The 19982-nt window shown below is 41.7% G+C and carries 16 protein-coding genes and 1 tRNA gene; 13 read left to right on the forward strand and 4 right to left on the reverse strand.

Features of this window, described 5'->3' with window-relative positions; all coding sequences use genetic code 11:
- Positions 1-159: 159 nt before the first annotated feature.
- The 4 genes from gyrA to AC1F2U_RS13815 all read left to right on the forward strand — a co-directional run bounded on the left by gyrA (position 160) and on the right by AC1F2U_RS13815 (position 3624).
- Positions 160-2670, forward strand: a complete 2511-nt coding sequence (gyrA, locus tag AC1F2U_RS13800; RefSeq protein WP_480261624.1) for a DNA gyrase subunit A — start codon at positions 160-162, stop codon at positions 2668-2670.
- Between the two features lie 9 nt (positions 2671-2679).
- Entirely contained in the window at positions 2680-2928 is a 249-nt protein-coding gene (locus AC1F2U_RS13805) for a hypothetical protein (RefSeq protein WP_480261625.1), read from the forward strand.
- A gap of 11 nt (positions 2929-2939) precedes the next feature.
- The gene (locus tag AC1F2U_RS13810; protein WP_480261626.1) at positions 2940-3131 is read left to right on the forward strand and encodes a GNAT family N-acetyltransferase; all 192 of its coding nucleotides are present in this window, start codon (positions 2940-2942) and stop codon (positions 3129-3131) included.
- 307 nt (positions 3132-3438) lie between these two features.
- Positions 3439-3624 carry a chlorophyll a/b-binding protein gene (locus tag AC1F2U_RS13815; protein WP_322669477.1) on the forward strand — a complete coding sequence of 62 codons (186 nt, stop codon included), beginning with the start codon at positions 3439-3441 and terminating at the stop codon, positions 3622-3624.
- Between the two features lie 144 nt (positions 3625-3768).
- Here AC1F2U_RS13815 and rpoD read toward each other — a convergent pair whose 3' ends face one another.
- The gene (gene rpoD / locus AC1F2U_RS13820) at positions 3769-4938 is read right to left on the reverse strand and encodes an RNA polymerase sigma factor RpoD (RefSeq protein ID WP_322669476.1); all 1170 of its coding nucleotides are present in this window, start codon (positions 4936-4938) and stop codon (positions 3769-3771) included.
- 889 nt (positions 4939-5827) lie between these two features.
- On the opposite strand from rpoD, the gene AC1F2U_RS13825 reads away from it, so the two are divergent.
- Entirely contained in the window at positions 5828-6010 is a 183-nt protein-coding gene (locus AC1F2U_RS13825; protein ID WP_480261627.1) for a hypothetical protein, read from the forward strand.
- A gap of 450 nt (positions 6011-6460) precedes the next feature.
- Here the strand turns inward: AC1F2U_RS13825 and AC1F2U_RS13830 are convergent, their stop codons facing one another.
- Both AC1F2U_RS13830 and gyrB read right to left on the reverse strand, forming a co-directional pair.
- Positions 6461-7090 (reverse strand): fasciclin domain-containing protein, encoded by a 630-nt coding sequence (locus AC1F2U_RS13830; RefSeq protein WP_480261628.1) that lies wholly within the window; start codon positions 7088-7090, stop codon positions 6461-6463.
- Between the two features lie 297 nt (positions 7091-7387).
- Complete coding sequence (gene gyrB / locus AC1F2U_RS13835; RefSeq protein WP_480261629.1) at positions 7388-9325, reverse strand: DNA topoisomerase (ATP-hydrolyzing) subunit B; 1938 nt, start codon at positions 9323-9325, stop codon at positions 7388-7390.
- A 251-nt stretch (positions 9326-9576) separates the two neighbouring features.
- Here gyrB and miaA point away from each other — a divergent pair, with 251 nt between their 5' ends.
- Entirely contained in the window at positions 9577-10479 is a 903-nt protein-coding gene (gene miaA, locus AC1F2U_RS13840; RefSeq protein ID WP_480261630.1) for a tRNA (adenosine(37)-N6)-dimethylallyltransferase MiaA, read from the forward strand.
- Between the two features lie 60 nt (positions 10480-10539).
- Here the strand turns inward: miaA and AC1F2U_RS13845 are convergent, their stop codons facing one another.
- On the reverse strand, positions 10540-11226 hold the full coding sequence (locus AC1F2U_RS13845; RefSeq protein ID WP_480261631.1) for a Uma2 family endonuclease: 687 nt from the start codon (positions 11224-11226) through the stop codon (positions 10540-10542).
- A gap of 132 nt (positions 11227-11358) precedes the next feature.
- Here AC1F2U_RS13845 and AC1F2U_RS13850 point away from each other — a divergent pair, with 132 nt between their 5' ends.
- From AC1F2U_RS13850 to AC1F2U_RS13880, 7 genes are all read left to right on the forward strand, one after another.
- On the forward strand, positions 11359-12423 hold the full coding sequence (locus AC1F2U_RS13850; protein WP_480261632.1) for a protein kinase domain-containing protein: 1065 nt from the start codon (positions 11359-11361) through the stop codon (positions 12421-12423).
- Positions 12424-12489: 66 nt separating this feature from the next.
- Positions 12490-12621, forward strand: coding sequence for a hypothetical protein (locus AC1F2U_RS13855; RefSeq protein WP_480261682.1), 132 nt, complete (start codon positions 12490-12492; stop codon positions 12619-12621).
- Between the two features lie 329 nt (positions 12622-12950).
- On the forward strand, positions 12951-14423 hold the full coding sequence (gene glcD, locus AC1F2U_RS13860) for a glycolate oxidase subunit GlcD (RefSeq protein WP_480261633.1): 1473 nt from the start codon (positions 12951-12953) through the stop codon (positions 14421-14423).
- 238 nt (positions 14424-14661) lie between these two features.
- Complete coding sequence (locus AC1F2U_RS13865; RefSeq protein WP_480261634.1) at positions 14662-15900, forward strand: glycoside hydrolase family 10-like protein; 1239 nt, start codon at positions 14662-14664, stop codon at positions 15898-15900.
- Complete coding sequence (locus AC1F2U_RS13870; RefSeq protein ID WP_480261635.1) at positions 15900-16463, forward strand: hypothetical protein; 564 nt, start codon at positions 15900-15902, stop codon at positions 16461-16463. The genes AC1F2U_RS13865 and AC1F2U_RS13870 overlap by 1 nt, the downstream gene beginning before the upstream one ends.
- 340 nt (positions 16464-16803) lie before the next feature.
- Positions 16804-19053: a GAF domain-containing protein gene (locus tag AC1F2U_RS13875; RefSeq protein WP_480261636.1), complete on the forward strand. Its 2250-nt coding sequence runs from the start codon at positions 16804-16806 to the stop codon at positions 19051-19053.
- A 63-nt stretch (positions 19054-19116) separates the two neighbouring features.
- Positions 19117-19188, forward strand: a tRNA-Lys gene (locus AC1F2U_RS13880).
- Positions 19189-19982: the final 794 nt, after the last annotated feature.

The raw sequence follows: 19982 nt of genomic DNA on the forward strand, positions 1-19982 counted from the left end.
TAGTCAATGTGCATCTTCGTCATCAAGGATGATACTACTGCTTTTTCTTCTGTGACTATCAAAATTTTGTTATGAATCTCATTTCATCCGTTATGCTGTGGTTGCCGCAGTGTTGAGTTCCATCGGTTTTTGTGTAGTTAAATTTCAGGGAAAAAACTCATGGCAAAACAGTTAAACCTTCTCTCAACGGGACAGGTAATTCCAACAGCCCTGCACACCGAGATGCAACGGTCTTATCTCGAATATGCCATGAGCGTGATTGTCGGGCGAGCGCTACCAGACGTGCGTGATGGCTTAAAACCAGTGCATCGGCGCATTTTGTATGCAATGCACGAACTCGGTTTAGTACCAGATAGACCCTATCGAAAATGTGCCCGTGTAGTGGGTGATGTGTTGGGTAAATACCATCCTCACGGCGACCAATCAGTTTATGATGCTTTAGTCAGACTGGTGCAGGATTTTTCTAGCCGCTATCCCTTGCTGGCAGGACATGGTAACTTTGGCAGTGTCGATAATGACCCGCCAGCAGCGATGCGTTACACAGAAACGCGCCTTGCACCTATCAGCCATGAGGGAATGCTGACAGAAATTGGTGAAGAAACTGTGGAATTTGTCGGGAACTTTGATAATTCCCAGCAAGAACCAACGGTGTTACCTGCTCAGTTGCCGTTTCTGTTACTTAATGGCTGTTCTGGTATTGCCGTGGGAATGGCGACAAATGTACCACCCCACAATTTGGGGGAAGTTGTCGATGGGTTAATTGCTTTAATCGACAACCCAGATTTGCCAGATGAAAAATTATTTGAGCTAATTCCAGGGCCAGATTTTCCCACTGGTGGGGAAATAGTTGGTGAAGCTGGAATTCGGGAAGCATATACCACAGGTAAAGGTGGAATTCTAGTGCGGGGAGTCGCAACTCTGGAGGAGATTCCAGCCACGAGGGGAAGCAAGCGACGGACAGCAATTATCATTACAGAATTGCCTTATCAAGTGAATAAAGCTGCCTGGATTGAGAAGGTAGCAGACTTAGTAAATCAAGGACGCTTGCAAGGAATTTCCGATCTTCGAGATGAGAGCGATCGCGAAGGGATGCGGGTGGTAATTGAACTCAAACGCGATACCAATCCCCAAGAAGTTCTCCAGAATTTATATCACCAAACTGCTTTACAAATGACTTTTGGGGCGATTCTGCTGGCAATAGTCGATGGACAACCCCGCCAGTTAAGTTTGCGCCAACTGTTGCAGGAGTTTTTGAGATTCCGAGAAGAGACGCTGAACCGTCGCTACAATTACGAGTTGGGTAAGGCTCAAAGTCGCGTGCATTTGGTGGAAGGTTTGCTGAAAGCGCTGTCTAATTTGGATGAGGTAATTCAAATTTTGCGCCAAGCTCCCGATGGGAGTACGGCAAAAATTAACCTTTGTAGCCGACTGGATTTGAGTGAGGTACAGGGAGATGCAATTCTAGCTATGCCGTTGCGTCGCCTCACTAGTTTAGAACAGCAAAATTTGCAGCAAGAATTTGAGCAGATCAGCGAACAAATTAGTTTATTGGAGCAATTACTAAATGATCGCCGCGAATTATTGAAGGCGCTGAAAAAAGATTTGCGATCGCTCAAGCGCAAGTACAACGATCCCCGGCGGACGAAAATTGGAGAGGAGCAGAAATCTAGGGCGGAGGAGCAGAAGAGCAGAGGGGCAGAGGGGCAGAGGGGCAGAGGGGCAGAGGAGGAGGAATTTAAATCTTCGGAACCAGTGGAAGAAGCGATTTTAGAATTTACCCAACGGGGTTATGTTCGCCGCACTCAGCCATCTGGGAGAAAGTCAAAAGCTGAAAATGGTCTACACGATAATGACTTTATTATCCAAACTGTGTTGACCGACACAGGGAAAGACTTGCTAATACTAACTGGTGGTGGCAAAGTGTATCCGGTGAATGTGGGAGAAATTCCGCCAACGACTGGGCGTTCTCCACGGGGAAAACCTTTGATTACCATGCTCAGTAATACTGCTCAAGGCGCTCAAGAAGCTGTAGTCAGCCGCTTTTTACTACCGGAAAATCTCGAAACTAGGCAGATGATTCTCCTAACAAAACAGGGAAGAATTAAGCGTCTATCTCTGGAAGAATTTGCTAACCTGACTCGGCGCGGCATCACAATTTTGAAGCTCAAAGATGATGATGAATTGTCATTTACCCAATTCACCGCTCCAGGGGCGCATCTAATTTTAGCTAGTTCTGGTGGACGAATGTTGCGCTTTGCAGTCAATGATGAACAATTACCGATCATGGGTCGCGCAGCAATGGGTTTACAAGCATTTCGATTATTGAAAAATCAGCAAATGGTTGGCTGTGTCACTGTCGGTAAAGATGACCAATTACTGCTAGTTACTCAAGAAGGGTATGCCAAGCGGATGGCTGCAAGTCAGTTACGAGCAGCTAATCGCGGCGATTTAGGGACGCAAGCGCTGAAATTTGCTAGCAAAACTGACAACTTAGCTGGTATGGTGATGGCGATCGCATCTGGCGAGATAGCTTTAGTAACGAATAAGGAGCGGGTCGTGCGGATACCTGTGGAAACAGTGCCGCTCTTAGGTAGGGATGTCAAAGGTGAAAGCATCCTCCAACTCAACCGCGATGAAAAAATCATCACCGTGGCGGAAGTGCGATCGTAAATTAGGGTGATGTTCAACTTGCGACAAGCGAACTTGCAGGATTTAGAGGCGCTAATCCAATTGCGTCTCGAACTCCTGCGGGAGGTTGGCGAGATTAAAGGTAATTCTGACATCGCAAATTTAGCAGAAGCGACTCGAAAATATCTTGGCGAAAAAATGCCATCGGGTGAGTTTTTAGCTTGGGTAGCGGAAGTGGATAGTCAAATTGTTGCCACTAGCGGCAACGACCCCCTTACAACGGCAATCTCTCAGGCTTAGAAGCCTACGTTATGAACGTTTATACAATTCCGATGTGGCGAGGACAGGGAATTGCAACAGCATTATTAAAGGAAATTATTAACTTTGTGAGATCAACTGAGGCAAAACGCCTCTGGCTTCATGCCACTGAGGATGGTAAACGTATCTACGAGAAGCTTGGTTTGGTCTCGACTTCAAAAGAAATGGAAATTTTCTGGTACTAACTTAAATTATCAATATTTTTTTTATTTTAAAAGGCGAAATATATTAAAAATCAAGCAATTCAACTAAAACAATTGATAATTATTTTCAATAGATGATATTGTTTATAAAGCTAAAAGTTTAACTAACATTTCTTCTACATTAGTAAATCTCACTGAAGGCTGAGGTTTTAATACGTATAAATAGCTATTTATATTTATGTCAAGAACTGGAAACAAAAGTATAAAAAATGTTGCTTTTATGAAAATATTTGTTATATTAGTTTACATAAGGCAATAAAGCTTAAAAATTGGATTTGGAGTTCTAACCATGACAAATGCAACCACAACAAAAGTCACTACTCCCATAATTGAAGATCGTAACGCTTGGCGTTGGGGCTTTACTCCACAAGCAGAAATTTGGAACGGTCGCTTGGCAATGATTGGCTTTTTAGCAGCCGTTTTGGTTGAGCTTTTTTCTGGTCAAGGCTTTCTACATTTTTGGGGCATCCTATAATAAGTTTTGATATTTAAGATGACCTATAAATAAAAAAACCTGGAGTGCTTAATTCACTACCAGGTTTTTTATTTGTTTTGTCATTTGTTAGTTGTCATTTGTCATTTGTTTATTCACTAATGACCAATGACTAATGACTAATTACTACCGAATATATTCTTTGAGAACGCTGTTACGATTTGGGTGGCGTAACTTGCGGAGTGCCTTCGCCTCAATTTGACGAATCCGTTCGCGGGTGACGTTGAAAATCTGTCCGATTTCCTCAAGGGTCTTCATCCGACCATCATCCAAGCCGTAACGCAGTCTGAGAACATCGCGTTCGCGTGGACTGAGACTGTCGAGGACTTTTTCAAGGTCTTCGCGCAGAAGATTTTTGGAAACTTGGTCTTCTGGTGTCTCACCATCGGATTCAATAAAATCGCCCAATCGAGAATCTTCTTCTTTACCAATTGGCGTTTCTAATGAGATAGGTAACTGGGCAGATTTCGCAATGAACCGCAACTTCTCAATGGTCATTTCCATCCGAGTAGCGATTTCTTCTTCAGTGGGTTTGCGACCCATTTCTTGAGATAGTAACTTGGTAGTTTTCTTAATCCGAGAAATAGTTTCGTAAAGGTGAACTGGAAGACGAATTGTGCGGGATTGATCTGCGATCGCACGGGTGATTGCTTGACGAATCCACCATGTAGCGTATGTAGAAAACTTATAACCTTTTTCGTGGTCAAACTTTTCAGCGGCACGAATCAAACCGAGACTGCCTTCCTGAATTAAGTCCTGGAACGACAAACCACGATTCATGTATTTCTTAGCAATTGAAACTACAAGACGGAGGTTAGATTGTACCATCTTGTCTTTCGCCCGACGACCAACATGGAGGCGATAACGAAAGGCTGGTAGTGGCAGTTGTACTGCTTCTGCCCATTCACTATCTCGAGGATCGCGATCTAATTGCTCCGAGAGTCTTTCGCGTACTCTCTCTAATTCCAGCAAATCGGCTATTTTCCGCGCCAATTCAATTTCTTCGTCTGCCCGCAACAGACGAATTCTACCAATTTCTTGCAAGTAAAGCCGAATTGAATCTTCTGTATAATGCTTTTTCTTGCTTTGTGTCCGACGACGCGATTTAGCGGCTTTTCCAGACTTTGCGTCGTCCTCATCAGACTGAGGCTCTAAAAATTCCTCGTCACCTTCATCTACGATCAGCAAGTCCTCTTCATCGTCTATTAAGAGTTCTTCTAACTCGAGCTCAGGCTGATTCATTATTTCTAGGTCAGGCTGATATATGCTTTCGAGTACGTTGTTAGCCTGGTTCATGCCGCGTTCCTCATGCTCCTTGCAGAATCAATTACTCAAGATGTGTTTGCTGCTCTTTTAAACGAGCCAATTGCCAACCGAAAATAAGCTTTTTGGCAGATTTGCCAGAGATATTTTCGGAGGTTTTAGACCTCCGGTAGGAGGGTTTTTACTTTAGTTTAAGCAACTACTAAAGGTGACTTGCTCACTTTAGTAAATGTTATATGTGTTGCTATCACATATTGCTTTCAACTAACTGGTCAATAGAAAGACTCGCCTTTATCAAAAAATTTGCCACTCTATACAAATGAGTTCATACTGTTGGCAGATTTTTGTATAAAGACTCTTCCGATTGTAGCCTGTTTCACAGAAATTGCACTCTTTTTGTGTATTAATCATGAATTCATTAAGCAACTTTTAGCTACTTTCACCAAAAAGACATTGAAAACGGGATTTATACCCTGAAATTTTTTCTTTACTTTTCGGAATTGCAGTGACGCTCTTATTACATTACGAAGTAAGTACGTTTGCTCCTGCCGAATTTCATGTATTTTACACAACATTAATTACTGAGAAAGAGTGCATTATATGTTAACTCAGACTATTCGTCTTAACCTACCCATTTTTACATTTCCTTCATAAATTAAGCATCCCTTAGACTAAAACGGGTATTGTCCTTGGGTAAATACAACAACGGTGGTGCTTGCCTGAAAGCAGTTAACCTTCTGCGTACTAACTACCTTAACTGAGGAGTTGAGGCGGTGACAGAATCGACCCGATCGCAGATCGATTTAGGTTTACTAATTCGGTCTTATTCACACGTTAGCGCACTGTGGTGATTTCAGCCCTATGAAACTTGACAAACTTTTTTTATTGTATACAAGGATATTTTAATCAATTCAAAAACAATTTGTCCTGCGAACTTGCCAATTTTGTCTTACTCTTAGGCAAAAGTACATTAGATACATACAAGACGATCGCGATCGCCACAGCACTACATGAAGATATTAACAAGTTTTCAGCCTTATGGTGTGTACTTTCAACAACTATTACCTCAAACACAGAGAACCCAGCAGATTACCTGATGATTTAGTTACAAAGATTTTTTGCGTAAACCAATTGTAAATTTAAATACTTTTATTTCGGTAATTTTCTGTCATCTTATGATGAGAAATCCTCAAAATACTTATTAATTGCTGTTGGATAGATGATATTTAGTTATTTCCTTAAAGCATAACAAATGTGTTTCTAGCTGGTGGTTCAAATTAATCAGCGAGTCAGAGCAAAGAGTATTATCTGGACTAACTTTCCAATAAAGTTGGTAGTTTTGCTAACAATCAAGTATTGATTGTTTCGACAATATTGACAATTGGTAAATTATATGGTTTAAAAAGCAAGTAAAAAATGAAATATTTGTAGTTTCTGTAGTAAAAGCTATCACCTTATGACAAGTCAACTTAATTTTTTTATTGATTATTAGAGATTAATTCAAAATCACAGTGGCTTTCAAAGTTGAAAACTGGAGACTATGAACTTTGCAGAACTAGCGTGGTGTTGGGGTGGTGTTTAGACTTGCAGGAAAATTAGGTGGCACAAGTACCCGGTCAACGACATGAACGATGCCGTTGCTAGCTGGGATGTCTGGCTGAGTCACCTTAGCGTTGTTGACTGTGATTGAGTTGCTGGCACGATCGACTGCGATTTTAACGGGACTACCCTCAACTGTTTTAACTTCTCCAGATGTCAATTGCTGCGAGGTAATTCCTCCAGGTATGACGTGGTAGGACAGAAGCTTGACTAATTGTTGTTTGTTCGCTGGTTGTAAGAGTTGGTCTAGAGTAGCTTTTGGTAAAGCAGAGAAAGCAGCGTCAGTAGGTGCAAATACTGTATAAGGGCCTGGTGTAGCCAATTGTTCAGTTAATCCGGCAGCTTGCACTGCTTGGATGAGAGTTTTAAACTGTCCTTGACTAGCTGCTGACTTTGCCAATTCTGCTAAATTTTGGGTGGCAATAGTGGGAGTAGGAGTTGGCGTGACGGGCGGGACAGTTGTTGAAGGGACAGTTGCTGTAGGAGTTTCTACAACAGGTTGAGCGCAGGCAGACAGAGCAACTAAGCTACCGATGCCAATAATATTGAACAATGCTTTTTCTACTATGCCTTTGCTCGCTTTCATAGCTTTGTGTAGAATCCAGTTAAATAAGGAATTATTAACAATAGTTAATGAATTTGTGAATATAGTCACTCATCTAACGACATAATTTGTAGTGGTAAAAATATTAATACAACAAATTTATAAATTACATAGTTTGCCATCAGCCAAAAGAGGTAGTTTTTACAAAATTTTTGGATATAAAGTTTTTAGTAAAATCTGTTGCAGGAATGTCAAGCAATATTTCAAAGTTAAAGATCCCCAATTTCTGCGGTAAATCGGGGATCTTAAATTTTTACGACTGATTTAGGACTGTTGAGATTAGATATCTAAATCGGTGAAGTTGAGTTTAGAGCCATAGGTTTCGATAAATTCTCGTCTGGGTGCGACCCGATCGCCCATTAAAATTGTGAAGATGCGATCGGCTTCGGCAGCGTCCTCAATTTCGACTTGCTTCATTTTGCGGGTTTCTGGGTTCATTGTGGTGTCCCAGAGTTGTTGCGGCATCATTTCACCCAAACCTTTGAAGCGTTGGATGGTATAGTTGGCGTTAGCAGGGAATTTAGCGATCGCTTGATTTTTTTCGCGATCGCTATAGCAATACTCATGATTACGTCCCCGTTCTACTTTAAACAGTGGGGGACAAGCAATATAAATAAAGCCTTGTTCGATGAGCGATCGCTGATATCGATAGAAGAATGTTAACAACAAAGTCCGAATGTGCGCTCCATCTACGTCAGCATCCGTCATGATCACTATCCGGTGATAGCGTAGTTGAGTGGAATCGAATTCGTCACCTTTAACACCTAAACCAAGTGCTGTAATTAACGATTGAACTTCGTTATTTTTATAGATTTTAGCGTCGTCGGTTTTTTCAATGTTAAGAATTTTACCGCGTAGAGGCAAAATCGCTTGAGTGCGGCGATCGCGTCCTTGTTTAGCACTCCCACCTGCTGAATCCCCTTCCACAATGAATATCTCAGATTCGCTAGGGTCACGAGAACTACAATCTGCCAATTTACCAGGTAATGGCGAAGATTCTAGTACGGATTTGCGGCGAACTAATTCCCGTGCATGACGCGCTGCTTCTGCGGCTTTGAAAGCTTGGATAGCTTTATCTAAAATTGAGTCGGCGATCGCAGGATGAAATTCTAGATATTCGGTGAGAACTTCTCCCACCAGAGAATCGACAATCCCGCGAACTTCGGTGTTACCGAGTTTAGTTTTGGTTTGTCCTTCAAATTCTGGATCTGGGACTTTAACGGAGATTACCGCAGTCAAACCTTCGCGGACGTGTTCGCCACTGAGGTTAGGTTCATTCTCTTTAATTTTATTGCGCTTGCGAGCGATCGCATTTAATGTTCGCGTCAGAACCGCCTTCAAGCCTTCTAAGTGCGTACCACCATCCACAGTACGAATATTGTTGGCAAAACCTAGAACATTATCCGTGTAAGCATCAGTACACCACTGTAATGAAACTTCCACTTGTACGTTGTTCCGTTCGCCCTGCACATAGATAATTTCTTCATGCAGTGGTTGCTTCTCGCGGTTCATGTACGCGATATATTCTTTAATGCCACCCTTGTAATTGTAAGATTCTACTTTCGGTGTATCGCTTTTTAGTAGTTCTAAACGGTGGTCAGTAAAGGTAATTTTGACACCTGCATTCAGATACGCCAATTCCCGTAGGCGACCTGATAAAGTGATGTAATCAAACTCAATGCTAGTTGTAAAGATTTGAGTATCTGGCTTAAAGGTGACAGAAGTTCCAGTTCTAGCTTCTTTGTAAGGCTTGGTTTGCAGTTCGGTAACTGGGATACCGCGTTCGTAGCGTTGGAGATGAACTTTTTTATCTCGCCAAACTGTAACTTCTACAACTTCAGATAGGGCATTAACAACAGAAATACCAACCCCGTGCAATCCTCCAGAAACTTTGTAACCACCGCCGCCAAACTTACCACCGGCGTGTAGTACCGTCATTACAGTTTCCAAAGCCGATTTTCCGGTGCGCGAGTGAGTATCGACGGGAATACCGCGACCATCATCTGTTACAGTCACCGAACCATCAGCGTTGATATCCACTTCTATATGAGTGCAATGACCCGCCAAAGCCTCATCGATTGAATTGTCCACCACCTCGTAAACTAAATGGTGGAGTCCTCGCGGTCCAGTGGTACCGATGTACATTCCTGGTCTTTTGCGGACGGCTTCCAGACCTTCCAGAACTTGAATCTGATCGGCACTGTAACTGCTCGTCATGTAAACTCTCCTGATGCGTGGGGTTGAAATCGCCGAAAGGCAAATAAAAGTAAAAACACTCCAAAATTGTAACACAAAAGCCTTGCTGGCGTCTGTAGGGCATTTTCAAGAGAAGTTTATACTGGGGTTGCAGTACCGTGCAAGAGGGGCAAAGGAGCAGAGGGGCATGGGAGCAGGGGGAGTAGCGGGAGAAAGAATAACCAATACCTTAACCCAATGCCCCATAAAAAATGACTAATGACTAATGACTAATGACTAAATTAATTGTGATTTGTGGGGCAACAGCAACGGGTAAATCGGGTTTGGCTTTGGCTTTGGCAATGCGCTTGGGTTCTGTAATTCTTAGTGCTGATTCTCGTCAAGTTTACCGTGAGTTTGATATTGGGACGGCGAAACCAACTGTAGCTGAACAAAAATTGGTGCCGCACTATCTAATAGATATCTGCGATCCAACAGACATGATGACAGTAGCAGACTATCAGGAACAAACACAAGCTTTAATTGCTTCTGTTGGTATTACACCATTATTTTTAGTTGGTGGCACTGGTTTATACATCCGTTCTATTGTCCAAGGGATGAAAATTCCCAGAGTTGCACCACAAAAGGAATTGCGATCGCAGTTTGAATCTCTCGGTCAAACTCAACTCTACGCCATGTTACAACAAGTTGACCCCGTTGCAGCACAAAAGATTCATGGGAATGATTTAGTGCGAACTTTAAGAGCCTTAGAGGTATTTTACGTGACTGGGCATCCAATTTCGGAACAGCAAGGGGAGAATCCACCGAATTATCCAATTTTGCAAATTGGCTTAGATTGCGATGTTGAAAGGTTGGCTGCTCGTATTCAACAGCGTACTGAACAGATGATAGCAAATGGTTTGGTCGCTGAAGTGGAGTATCTTTGTCAAAAATATGGCGCTGATTTGTCTTTGTTGAATACTTTGGGATATCAAGAAATTAAACAATATTTGGCTGGGGATATTTCCTTAGATGAAGCGAAAGAGTTAATAGTTTTGCATACACGGCAATTTGCCAAGCGACAACGCACTTGGTTTCGTGCATATCCACAAATTGAATGGTTTGATTCAGACGAGCCTAATTTATTAGAGAAGGTTTGGCATCGGATAAATGAATTTATAAGTTTAACAAGTTAATGATATTTTCTTACTCATACAAAGACGCAAAGTTTTTTTTGCGTCTTTACAGCAAGTATCCTAAAGAGTGTCGGGATCTACGCCCATAGATCGTAGTCTATCTGCTAGCATTTGGGCGCGTTGTTCGGCTAGGGAAGCGCGTTCATCTCCAGTCGATAAAACATTACCATCTTGGTAGCACCAGCGTAACCAACGATCTTGTCTGCCTTCAAATTCACCTTCCCACAAAGTCACGCCTAAACCAACCTGTTCTAACCAATTTTCGGAAGTTTCAAAGTAGCGCCTTCCTCTGAGTTCATAAATGCGTAGTACTTTTTCTCCTAATTGCTGGTTTGGGTCATATACGATGTAGTAACTAGCGCGCATATGTTCATAAATTTCCAGTTTTTTGCCCAGTTCATCACCTTCTTTATTTGAGACAATTTCGAGTACAACTTCGGGAGGTTTGCCAAAACGCCAAACCATATAACAACGATTTTGTTTTTCCCACCAATTTTGAGGTACTTGAACATCAAAGCTGAGGAAGATATCGGGTACAATTGCCGATTGACCGTCTGTATGGTAAATACCGACATTAGCTGCTGCTAAAAACGTCTGCTGCTGTAGAGTACTGTAAAGAGAGCCAACCAAGAGACGTTGTTGTTTTTCTGAAGCAAAATTGTCCACAGGTGTATCATTTTCAGTGACTAGCTGGTTGGCATCTGGCACATAGTAATCATCATCATTGGTTAGAACTTGCTGAACCATGATTTTATCCAGTATTTGAGAGCGTTATTTCTAGGTTAGTTGATTGGGGATGAGAGAGTGCGTAGTAGTTTACCTACAATAACGGTTAGGTTGTGTCAAAATCTACAGATAAAGGTCTGTAGCATTAGCATAATGATTGGATACATACTGCGACAGCGTTACAAAATTATCCAAAAACTAGGAGCGGGTGGTTTTGGGGAAACCTATTTGGCTGAATACCCACAGGATTTACCTGTCAGCCCCAAGTATAAATGTGTCATTAAACGGCTGACCAGACCCCCGACACCACACTTAGATACAGAAGAAAGGTTTAAGAAAGAAGCAGCAATTCTGTTCAAATTGGGTAAAGAACATCCGCAAATTCCTGAACTGTATGACTTCTTCGAGGAAAATAGAGAATTTTATATTGTCCAGGAATTCATTGAAGGGCATGACCTGAGTAACGAAATTATTTCAGGAAAACCGTGGAGTGAAGCTGATGTAATTCAACTTTTACAAGAAATTTTGGAGGTGTTAGCTTTTGTCCATCAACATAATGTGATTCACCGAGATATTAAGCCATTGAATTTGATGCGGCGATATTTAGATAATAAGCTTGTCCTCATTGACTTTGGAGCAATCAAAGAAATAAGCACATTTAAAGTCAATATTCAAGGGCAAATCAGCAGCACAATCACCATTGGCACTCGTGATTATATGCCAAGTGAGCAATGGGAAGGGCATCCTCAGCTTTGCAGTGATATATATGCTTTAGGAATGACAGCAATCCAAGCTTTGACTGGATTAACGCCACAACAACTACCAAAGTCTGAGACTTTAGAACTAAGATGGCACGATTATGTTCAAATTAACGATGGACTAGCCAATTTTTTAACAAAAATGGTACAACGTGATTTCCGCCAGCGATACAAAAATGCAGATGAGGCATTGCAAGCTTTAAAACTGGCTTTATTCAATCCACAATCATCTGTTACCTCAGTAAGAATGCAAGCTCTCAAGCTAGCTCAACTAAGAATAAAATCCACTGTCTCTTCACCCAAATCTCGTTTCGCAAACCTAGCTCAACTAGCTTTACAATTATCTGTTGCCTCACTAAAGTTGGTCAAAATTGGTGGCAAGTATGGTTATGTTGACCAGACAGGAAAGTTAGTTATTCAAGCGCAGTTTGACATAGCTCGCGACTTTTCTGAAGGATGAACAGCAGTTAATATTGGTGGAAGGGAGAGCTTATTTGGTGATGGAAGTGGTGGCAAGTAGGGCTATATTGACAAAAGGGGTTCTTGGGTAATTAAGCCTATGTTTAACATGGCTTATTCTTTGAGGGATGGGCAAGCAAAGGTCGAAATTGGTGGGCAAGAGCGGATTATCGACAACACAGGCATGTTTATTGATTAATAGTTTGTCAAGCTTTAAGCACTAATTTGCAATTGATATGATTATCATTTATTGATATCGCTTAAATGCATATCCTCCATTAATAAATACAAGTGATGCGATCGCCTTCGATACACCCATCCGAATTATTAGTCAAGATGAGTGAGTGCGATCGCACTTACTCTACATCAAATGCGTAGACGCATTAGCGAAGCGGTAGCGACGAAGGAGCGTCAGCGGCTTGTCGTCAGACATCGCCTTTTACTCACTTTTGACTGCTATTCTTGCAACAATAGTAATTACAGCTATACTAACCAGCCTGCAACATCTACCTTGAATTTGAAAAAACTATGCTTACCCAAGATAAAAAACAACGCAACTGGAAGCCCATTCTCAAAGCATTCGAGGCTGTTCTTGGCAAAAATGGTGTGGTGCAACGCCGCGAAGAACTCATTACCTATGAATGCGATGGTTTAACTGGTTATCGCCAACGTCCCGCTGTGGTAGTATTACCCAGAACTACAGAACAAGTTGCCCAAGTGGTGAAGATATGCAATCAATATTCTATACCTTTCATAGCACGCGGCTCTGGTACTGGTCTGTCTGGCGGCGCTTTACCAGTAGAAGATTCTATTTTAATTGTTACCTCATTAATGCGGCAAATCCTCAGCATTGATTTAGAAAATCAACGGACAGTTGTACAACCAGGGGTGATTAATAGTTGGGTAACACAAGCTGTTAGTGGTGCTGGATTTTACTACGCTCCTGACCCTTCTAGTCAAATTATTTGCTCTATTGGGGGCAATATTGCGGAAAATTCTGGTGGCGTACATTGTCTTAAATACGGTGTTACTACTAACCACGTTTTAGGATTAAAAATTGTCACGCCAGAAGGCGAAATTATTGATTTAGGCGGACAAATTCCAGAAATGCCTGGTTATGATTTAACAGGTGTTTTTGTTGGTTCTGAAGGCACTTTAGGGATTGCTACAGAAATTACTTTGCGAATTCTTAAAAGTGCAGAATCAATTTGTGTACTATTAGCAGATTTTACTAGTATTGAAGCTGCCGGGGCAACTGTTTCTGACATCATCAGTGCCGGAATTATTCCTGGTGGCATGGAAATGATGGATAATTTTAGCATCAATGCAGTTGAAGATGTTGTCGCAACGAATTGTTATCCCCGCGATGCTACTGCTATTTTACTAATAGAAATTGACGGTTTAGAAGTAGAAGTCGCAGGGAATAAGCAGCGAGTTACCGAAATTTGTAAAAAGAATGGTGCGCGGAATGTCACTTCTGCTACTGATCCAGAAACTCGTTTGAAATTATGGAAAGGACGCAAAGCTGCTTTTGCTGCGGCTGGACATTTAAGCCCAGATTATTATGTGCAAGATGGTGTAATTCCCCGGACTCAGTTGCCTTATGTTTTACATGAAATTGAGGCATTAAGTGAACAATACGGTTATCGTGTTGCTAATGTATTTCATGCTGGCGATGGCAATCTTCATCCGCTAATTCTTTATGATAATTCTGTGCATGGAGCATTAGAGCAAGTAGAAGAAATGGGTGGAAAAATTCTTAAACTTTGTGTCCAAGTTGGTGGTAGTATTTCTGGTGAACATGGCATCGGTGCAGAGAAAAGGTGCTATATGCCACAGATGTTTAGCCAAGTTGATTTAGAAACTATGCAATGGGTGCGGCAAGTTTTTAATCCTAAAGGGTTAGCAAATCCTGAAAAGATATTCCCCACACCACGAACTTGTGGTGAAGCAGCAAATGCATCGGTACTCAAACAATTTGAAGGTGTGGAAAGATTTTAATAATAAAGAATTCAGGAGTCAGAATTCAGGAGTTTGGAGTTTGGATTCATAAGTTATTAGGTTTGGGTATCGTTAAGTATATTCATAACCAAAACTGGCTCCGTATTATTTCAACTATTCTGACTCCTGACTTCAGAATTCTGAATTCTTAATCATCATTTCTTTACATCATCCGGAGGATTACAACTTTATTTTGTAGTTATATATATATTCCGATCGCACTAGGTCACGCTTACAAATGAATCGGGTTGCTCGCCGTTGTGTTGCTTACTTGCTGTGTTTGGGATTAGTAGTCGCTTTAACAGGTTTTTTACCCTCTTCACTGCCAGTTTACTCCCAAAAAACCAGTCCTTTAACTACAGAAATTCGCGGCGTTTGGCTTACTAATGTTGCTAGTGGTGTACTATTTGTTCCTTGGGGTATTAACCGTGCCATAAATCAATTATCGACTCTCAACTTTAATACGATTTATCCTGTAGTTTGGAACCGAGGACATACTTTTTATAAGAGTACTGTAGCCAAAATAACTACAGGTTCAGAAACTCAACCTTTCCTTAACTTCATGCACGGAGGACAGGATGTTTTAGCAAAAATAGTAACACTTGCCAGAAATAAAGATTTGAGAGTCATTCCCTGGTTTGAATACGGATTCATGACGCCGCATTATTCACAATTAGCCAGGCGTTATCCTGACTGGTTGACAATTGGGCAAGAAGGTATTAACTCTATTCAAGATGCTCCACCAGAAGAAATCGACAATCTTTTAATCACTAAACAAGCTTGGTTGAATCCCTTACATCCACAAGTACAAGAGTTTATCCAAGGGTTAATTTTAGAAGTAGTCAGGGATTATGATGTGGATGGTATTCAACTTGATGACCATTTTGGGATGCCTGTACACTTCGGCTACGATCGCTTCACTATAGAACTCTACCAGCAAGAACATCAAGGCAAAAGTCCCCCTACTGACCCTTTTAACCCAGAATGGATGCGGTGGCGGGCAGATAAAATTACCGATTTCATGGCAGAAATCTATCAAGCCGTGAAGGCAGTTAAGCCCAAAATCAAAATATCTCTGTCTCCCAATTATCAAGCTTTTGCTTATAAATACTATTTGCAAGATTGGGAAAATTGGGTAAAAAAAGGTTTAGTGAATGAGTTAATTTTGCAGGTGTATCGGAATGACAAAAAGTCTTTTATCGCTCAACTAGAACTACCATCTATAAAATTGGCTCAAAGTCTAATTCCTGTAGGTATTGGGATATCAACAGGAACGGTAGGTAATCCGGTAAAAATGGCACAAGTTAGAGAACAGGTTCAGGTAGTGCGCGATCGCAATTTTGATGGTATCTCCTTTTTCTACTGGGAGAGTCTGTGGGGTTACATCGTACCAGAATCACCCCAACAGCGACGCAAAGGTTTTTTTGAGATGTTTAATGCAAAAACTGTCAGACTATTACAAACAAAGAAACTTTGATGCCATTCCCGCCTGAAAATACTAGATTTGGCTTTACATTGCTGTGGACTTTAGCTACTTTTGGCGGATTTTTATTGAGTTTACTCTTTATTGAAGTCGGCGAAAAGCCAGATATTGGGGTGGTAGAGGCGGCTATTGGCGGATTTGCGATCGCACTTCCTCAAGGTTGTCTACTCAAAGAACCTATGTATTGTATCAGATGGATTTTGTCAAGTCTTTTGGGTTGGAGTATTATTACTGCGATCGGTATTGGTGCTGTGGGTTGGATTGTACCTAGCACTCAGATTCTTCCCCTAAGAATGCTGTCAGGGGCGGTTTATGGAGCATTTGGCGGCTTGGGGATTGGATTGGCACAATGGTTAGCAATTCCCCAGCCTGTAGCGTGGCGATGGATATTTGTCTCTGCGGCAAGTTGGGCGGTTGCTGTCCCCGTGGGTTCTGCTGTCGGGATGATCTGGCGCTACTTAACCCATTTATTTTTAGGCGAAGTCATCGGATTAGGCATCACTTGGCTGCTAGTTGGTATCCTCACGGGAATCAATGCTCACAAATTGCGATTATAAGTTGCCACAGACGCGAGCGCATTTTTATTAAGAATTATAAAATTAATTGATTTATACTGAAGTTTGCACTTAGATATATGCAAGAATCTTGAAAAACCGTTAAAAAATTTCACTAAGTTTGCCCTAACCTGCAAATGTATTTTCACCTTCAAAAAGCAGGATTTTGTTAAGCTGACTCCTATTAGCTTTCCTAGATTTCTGACAAGAAGTAGAGAAAGATCAAAATTTCGATGAGCAACAGCTGACAATACTTTGCTATAGGCGCTAAAGTGCATCTACTACAAGCTTAACGACAAGAGAGCGCCTAGAAGAGTCAGTAATACAAGACAGGGACTCTCGCATGAATATAAATCCAGTGGAATCAACTATGGAGTTGACAAAATTATCGCCACCTCAAATTCTTTTCGGCACAGAATTAGATGAAAAAAGTAGTAGCGAACAGTTTCTACTCAGCATGTACGATTCTGTACAGGCATCAATATTTGTAGTTGATGTTTTGGAGGATGGAGATTTTCAATATGTGGCACTTAATCCCACTCATGAACGGTGGATAGGGATTCGCTCAGACGATCTCCGGGGCAAAAAACCAGAAGATATCCTCTCTGCTATTGATGCTGCAAAGGTGCGTCAGCATTATGCTGACTGTGTAAGCTTCGGCACAACTATTTCTTACGAACAATGTTTGCAATTCCAGGGAGTTCCTACTTGGTGGAGTACGACTCTCACGCCACTAAAGGATGCTAACTCCAAGGTTTATCGATTGATTGGTACTAGTAGCAATATTACCCCTGCCAAGGAAGCAGAGCAAGCAGTTGGACTCCAGGTTAAACGAGAGCAACTGCTAGAAGCGATCGCTGGACGGATTCACCAATCTGTAGAATTAGAGACAATTCTGCATCAGACTACAATTGAACTGCGGCAGTTTTTGAATTGCGATCGCGTGTTGATTTATCGCTTTGAGGCTGATGGTAGTGGAATAATCATTGCCGAATCAACTGTAGTTACCAGCGATCCCTTATTGGGCAAAAACATCACCGATCCCTGCTTCAGTGGCAAACATCCAAAACACTACGGACAAGGTTGCATTCAAGTTGTCGAAGATATTTATGCAGCCGGTTTGCATCCTTGCCATATAGATTTACTGGCATCTTTGCACATAAGAGCCAATCTCGTCGTGCCGATTTTCCAAGAGCAAGATATGTGGGGGCTATTGATTGCCCAGCATTGCCGTGAATCGCGTCAATGGCAGCAAACAGAAACTGACTTACTCAAGCAGTTAACAACTCAAATCGGCATTGCAGTCCAACAGGCAGAACTTCATCAGCAACTCCAGGATCTCAAAGCCAAGATGGAGTTACAGAAGCAAAAGCACATCAGTCAGTTGCAACAGGTGCGAAACTTTGAAGCCTTGGTGCGACGCATGACAGAACAAATCCGCGACAGTCTGGATCAAACTCAGGTATTGCAGACACTTACCCAGGAATTAGCAAAGTTATTAAACCTTGAGCGGTGCCAAATTGAACTCTACAGTAGCTGTCAAACTCTAGTTACTATTACTTACGAATACAGTATTGATTTACCTCAATGTCAAGGATTAACCAAACAGATTGCAGACCATCTTGAAGTTTATCAGCCGCTGTTGCAAAAACAACCATTGCAATTTTTGGAAATTGTACCGGGATGGGAACCAAAGTTGCTAGTTATGTCCCAGATGGCTTGTCCAATTTTTGATACTCAAGGGATTTTGGGAAATATTTGGTTAACAAGGCCATCACAAGAGGCTTTTGACGAATTTGAAATTGAGCTAATGCAGCAGGTAGCAAATGAATGTGCGATCGCTATTCGTCAAGCCCAGCTTTACAAACAAAACCAGGCACAGGTAAAAGAACTAGAAAAAAGCGATCGGCTCAAAAACCAATTTCTCAGAACTTTATCCCAAGAACTGCGGACACCAATAACCAGCATTAGCCTTGCAGTCCAAACTCTCGAAAGTGTCCTCACACCAGCAGAAATATCAGAGATAGAAATAGTGCCGCAACTCTTGCAGATTCTGCATAACGAGTGTGGACGAGAAAGCAAGTTAATTAACGACCTACTCACCCTCACATATCTCGAAGCCGAACCCGATCCCCCAACCTTGATTGCCATTGACTTTCAAAGCTGGCTTCACCCCATTATCGAGTCTTTTCGAGACCTCACCAACTGCCAGCGACAGCAGTTAAACCTGAGTGTCGATCGCGCGCTGCCGCCTTTGGAGACAGATATTACTGATTTGGAGCGGATTGTCACCGAGCTGCTCAACCATGCCTGCAAATACACCCCTGCCGGGGAAGCGATCGCAGTCTCTGCTCATTTTATCGGGGATACAGTCGAGCTTAATATTACCAATTCGGGAATAGAGCTTACCAGCAATGAACTCTCGCGGATTTTTGAACCTTTCTATCACCTTTCCAAACACGATCCTTGGAAACATAGCGGCACAGGGCTGGAATTGGCATTAGTGCAGAAAATGGTCAGACATTTAGGTGGCTCGATTTATGTAGAGAGTGCAGCAGGTGAAACCACCTTCACCGTCAAATTCCCCTTTTAATTACTTTTTTGGGCATAGCACTAGCTAAATTGTCAGAGGTTATGCTACGATTGTTATTCGTGTGGGTGACTAGCTCAACGGTAGAGCAGTAGACTCTTAATCTATTGGTTGCGGGTTCGATTCCCTCGTCACCCATCCTTTCTAGACTTCCTGTACATTCACTAATTATTTGTCACTGTTAACAGATTAATGTCATTTTTAACTAATTAATGTCATTGTTAACAGATTAATATCCTCTTTGAGAAATTAATGGCAATTTTAGAGAACTAGGATGTAACTTTCCTATAATATTATTCCACCTATATCTCACTTTTAGGTGATTGCGATACTTTAAAAAAAACCGCCTAGAATGCTTTTGCAAGATACCCACAGTTGGCGATTGCAGGAAGAATCCATAACGTCCTGTACGTTTAATCTCACCTTGTTAGAAAATATTCTTTTGTCCAAAACATTTACGACCAATAGATTAAGAGTCCTTTCAACCCACCTTTTTTAACAAAACTTCTGTAGCTAATCTGAAAAATAAGATATAAATTTTTTAACCCATCTCTATCCGAAGGGTTGTTGAAATCGGTCTTCACTTCCCAATCCGATTGTGAATGACTTTATTTCAACCCGTCTCAAGCTAGAAGGGGTGTTGAAACTGTGATGGGCAAGGTAATGACTGGTGGTAGTATGTTAACTTTCAACCTGCCTGTAGCTGAGAGGGGTGTTGAAACTACAAGCAAGTCATACTATTCCTTACAGTTAACTTTTGGCTTTCATACCCGCCTCTAGCTGTGAGGGGTGTTGAAACAACGACTAACTCCCAAAGATGCGATCCGCAAAGTAAACTTTCAACCCGCCTCTAGCTGGGAGGGGTGTTCAAACTCGGTCATAATCTAAATTGGAATTTCAAAGAACCTTTCAACCCGCCTCTAGCTGGGAGG

It is taken from the genome of Nostoc sp. LEGE 12454, assembly GCF_056620565.1.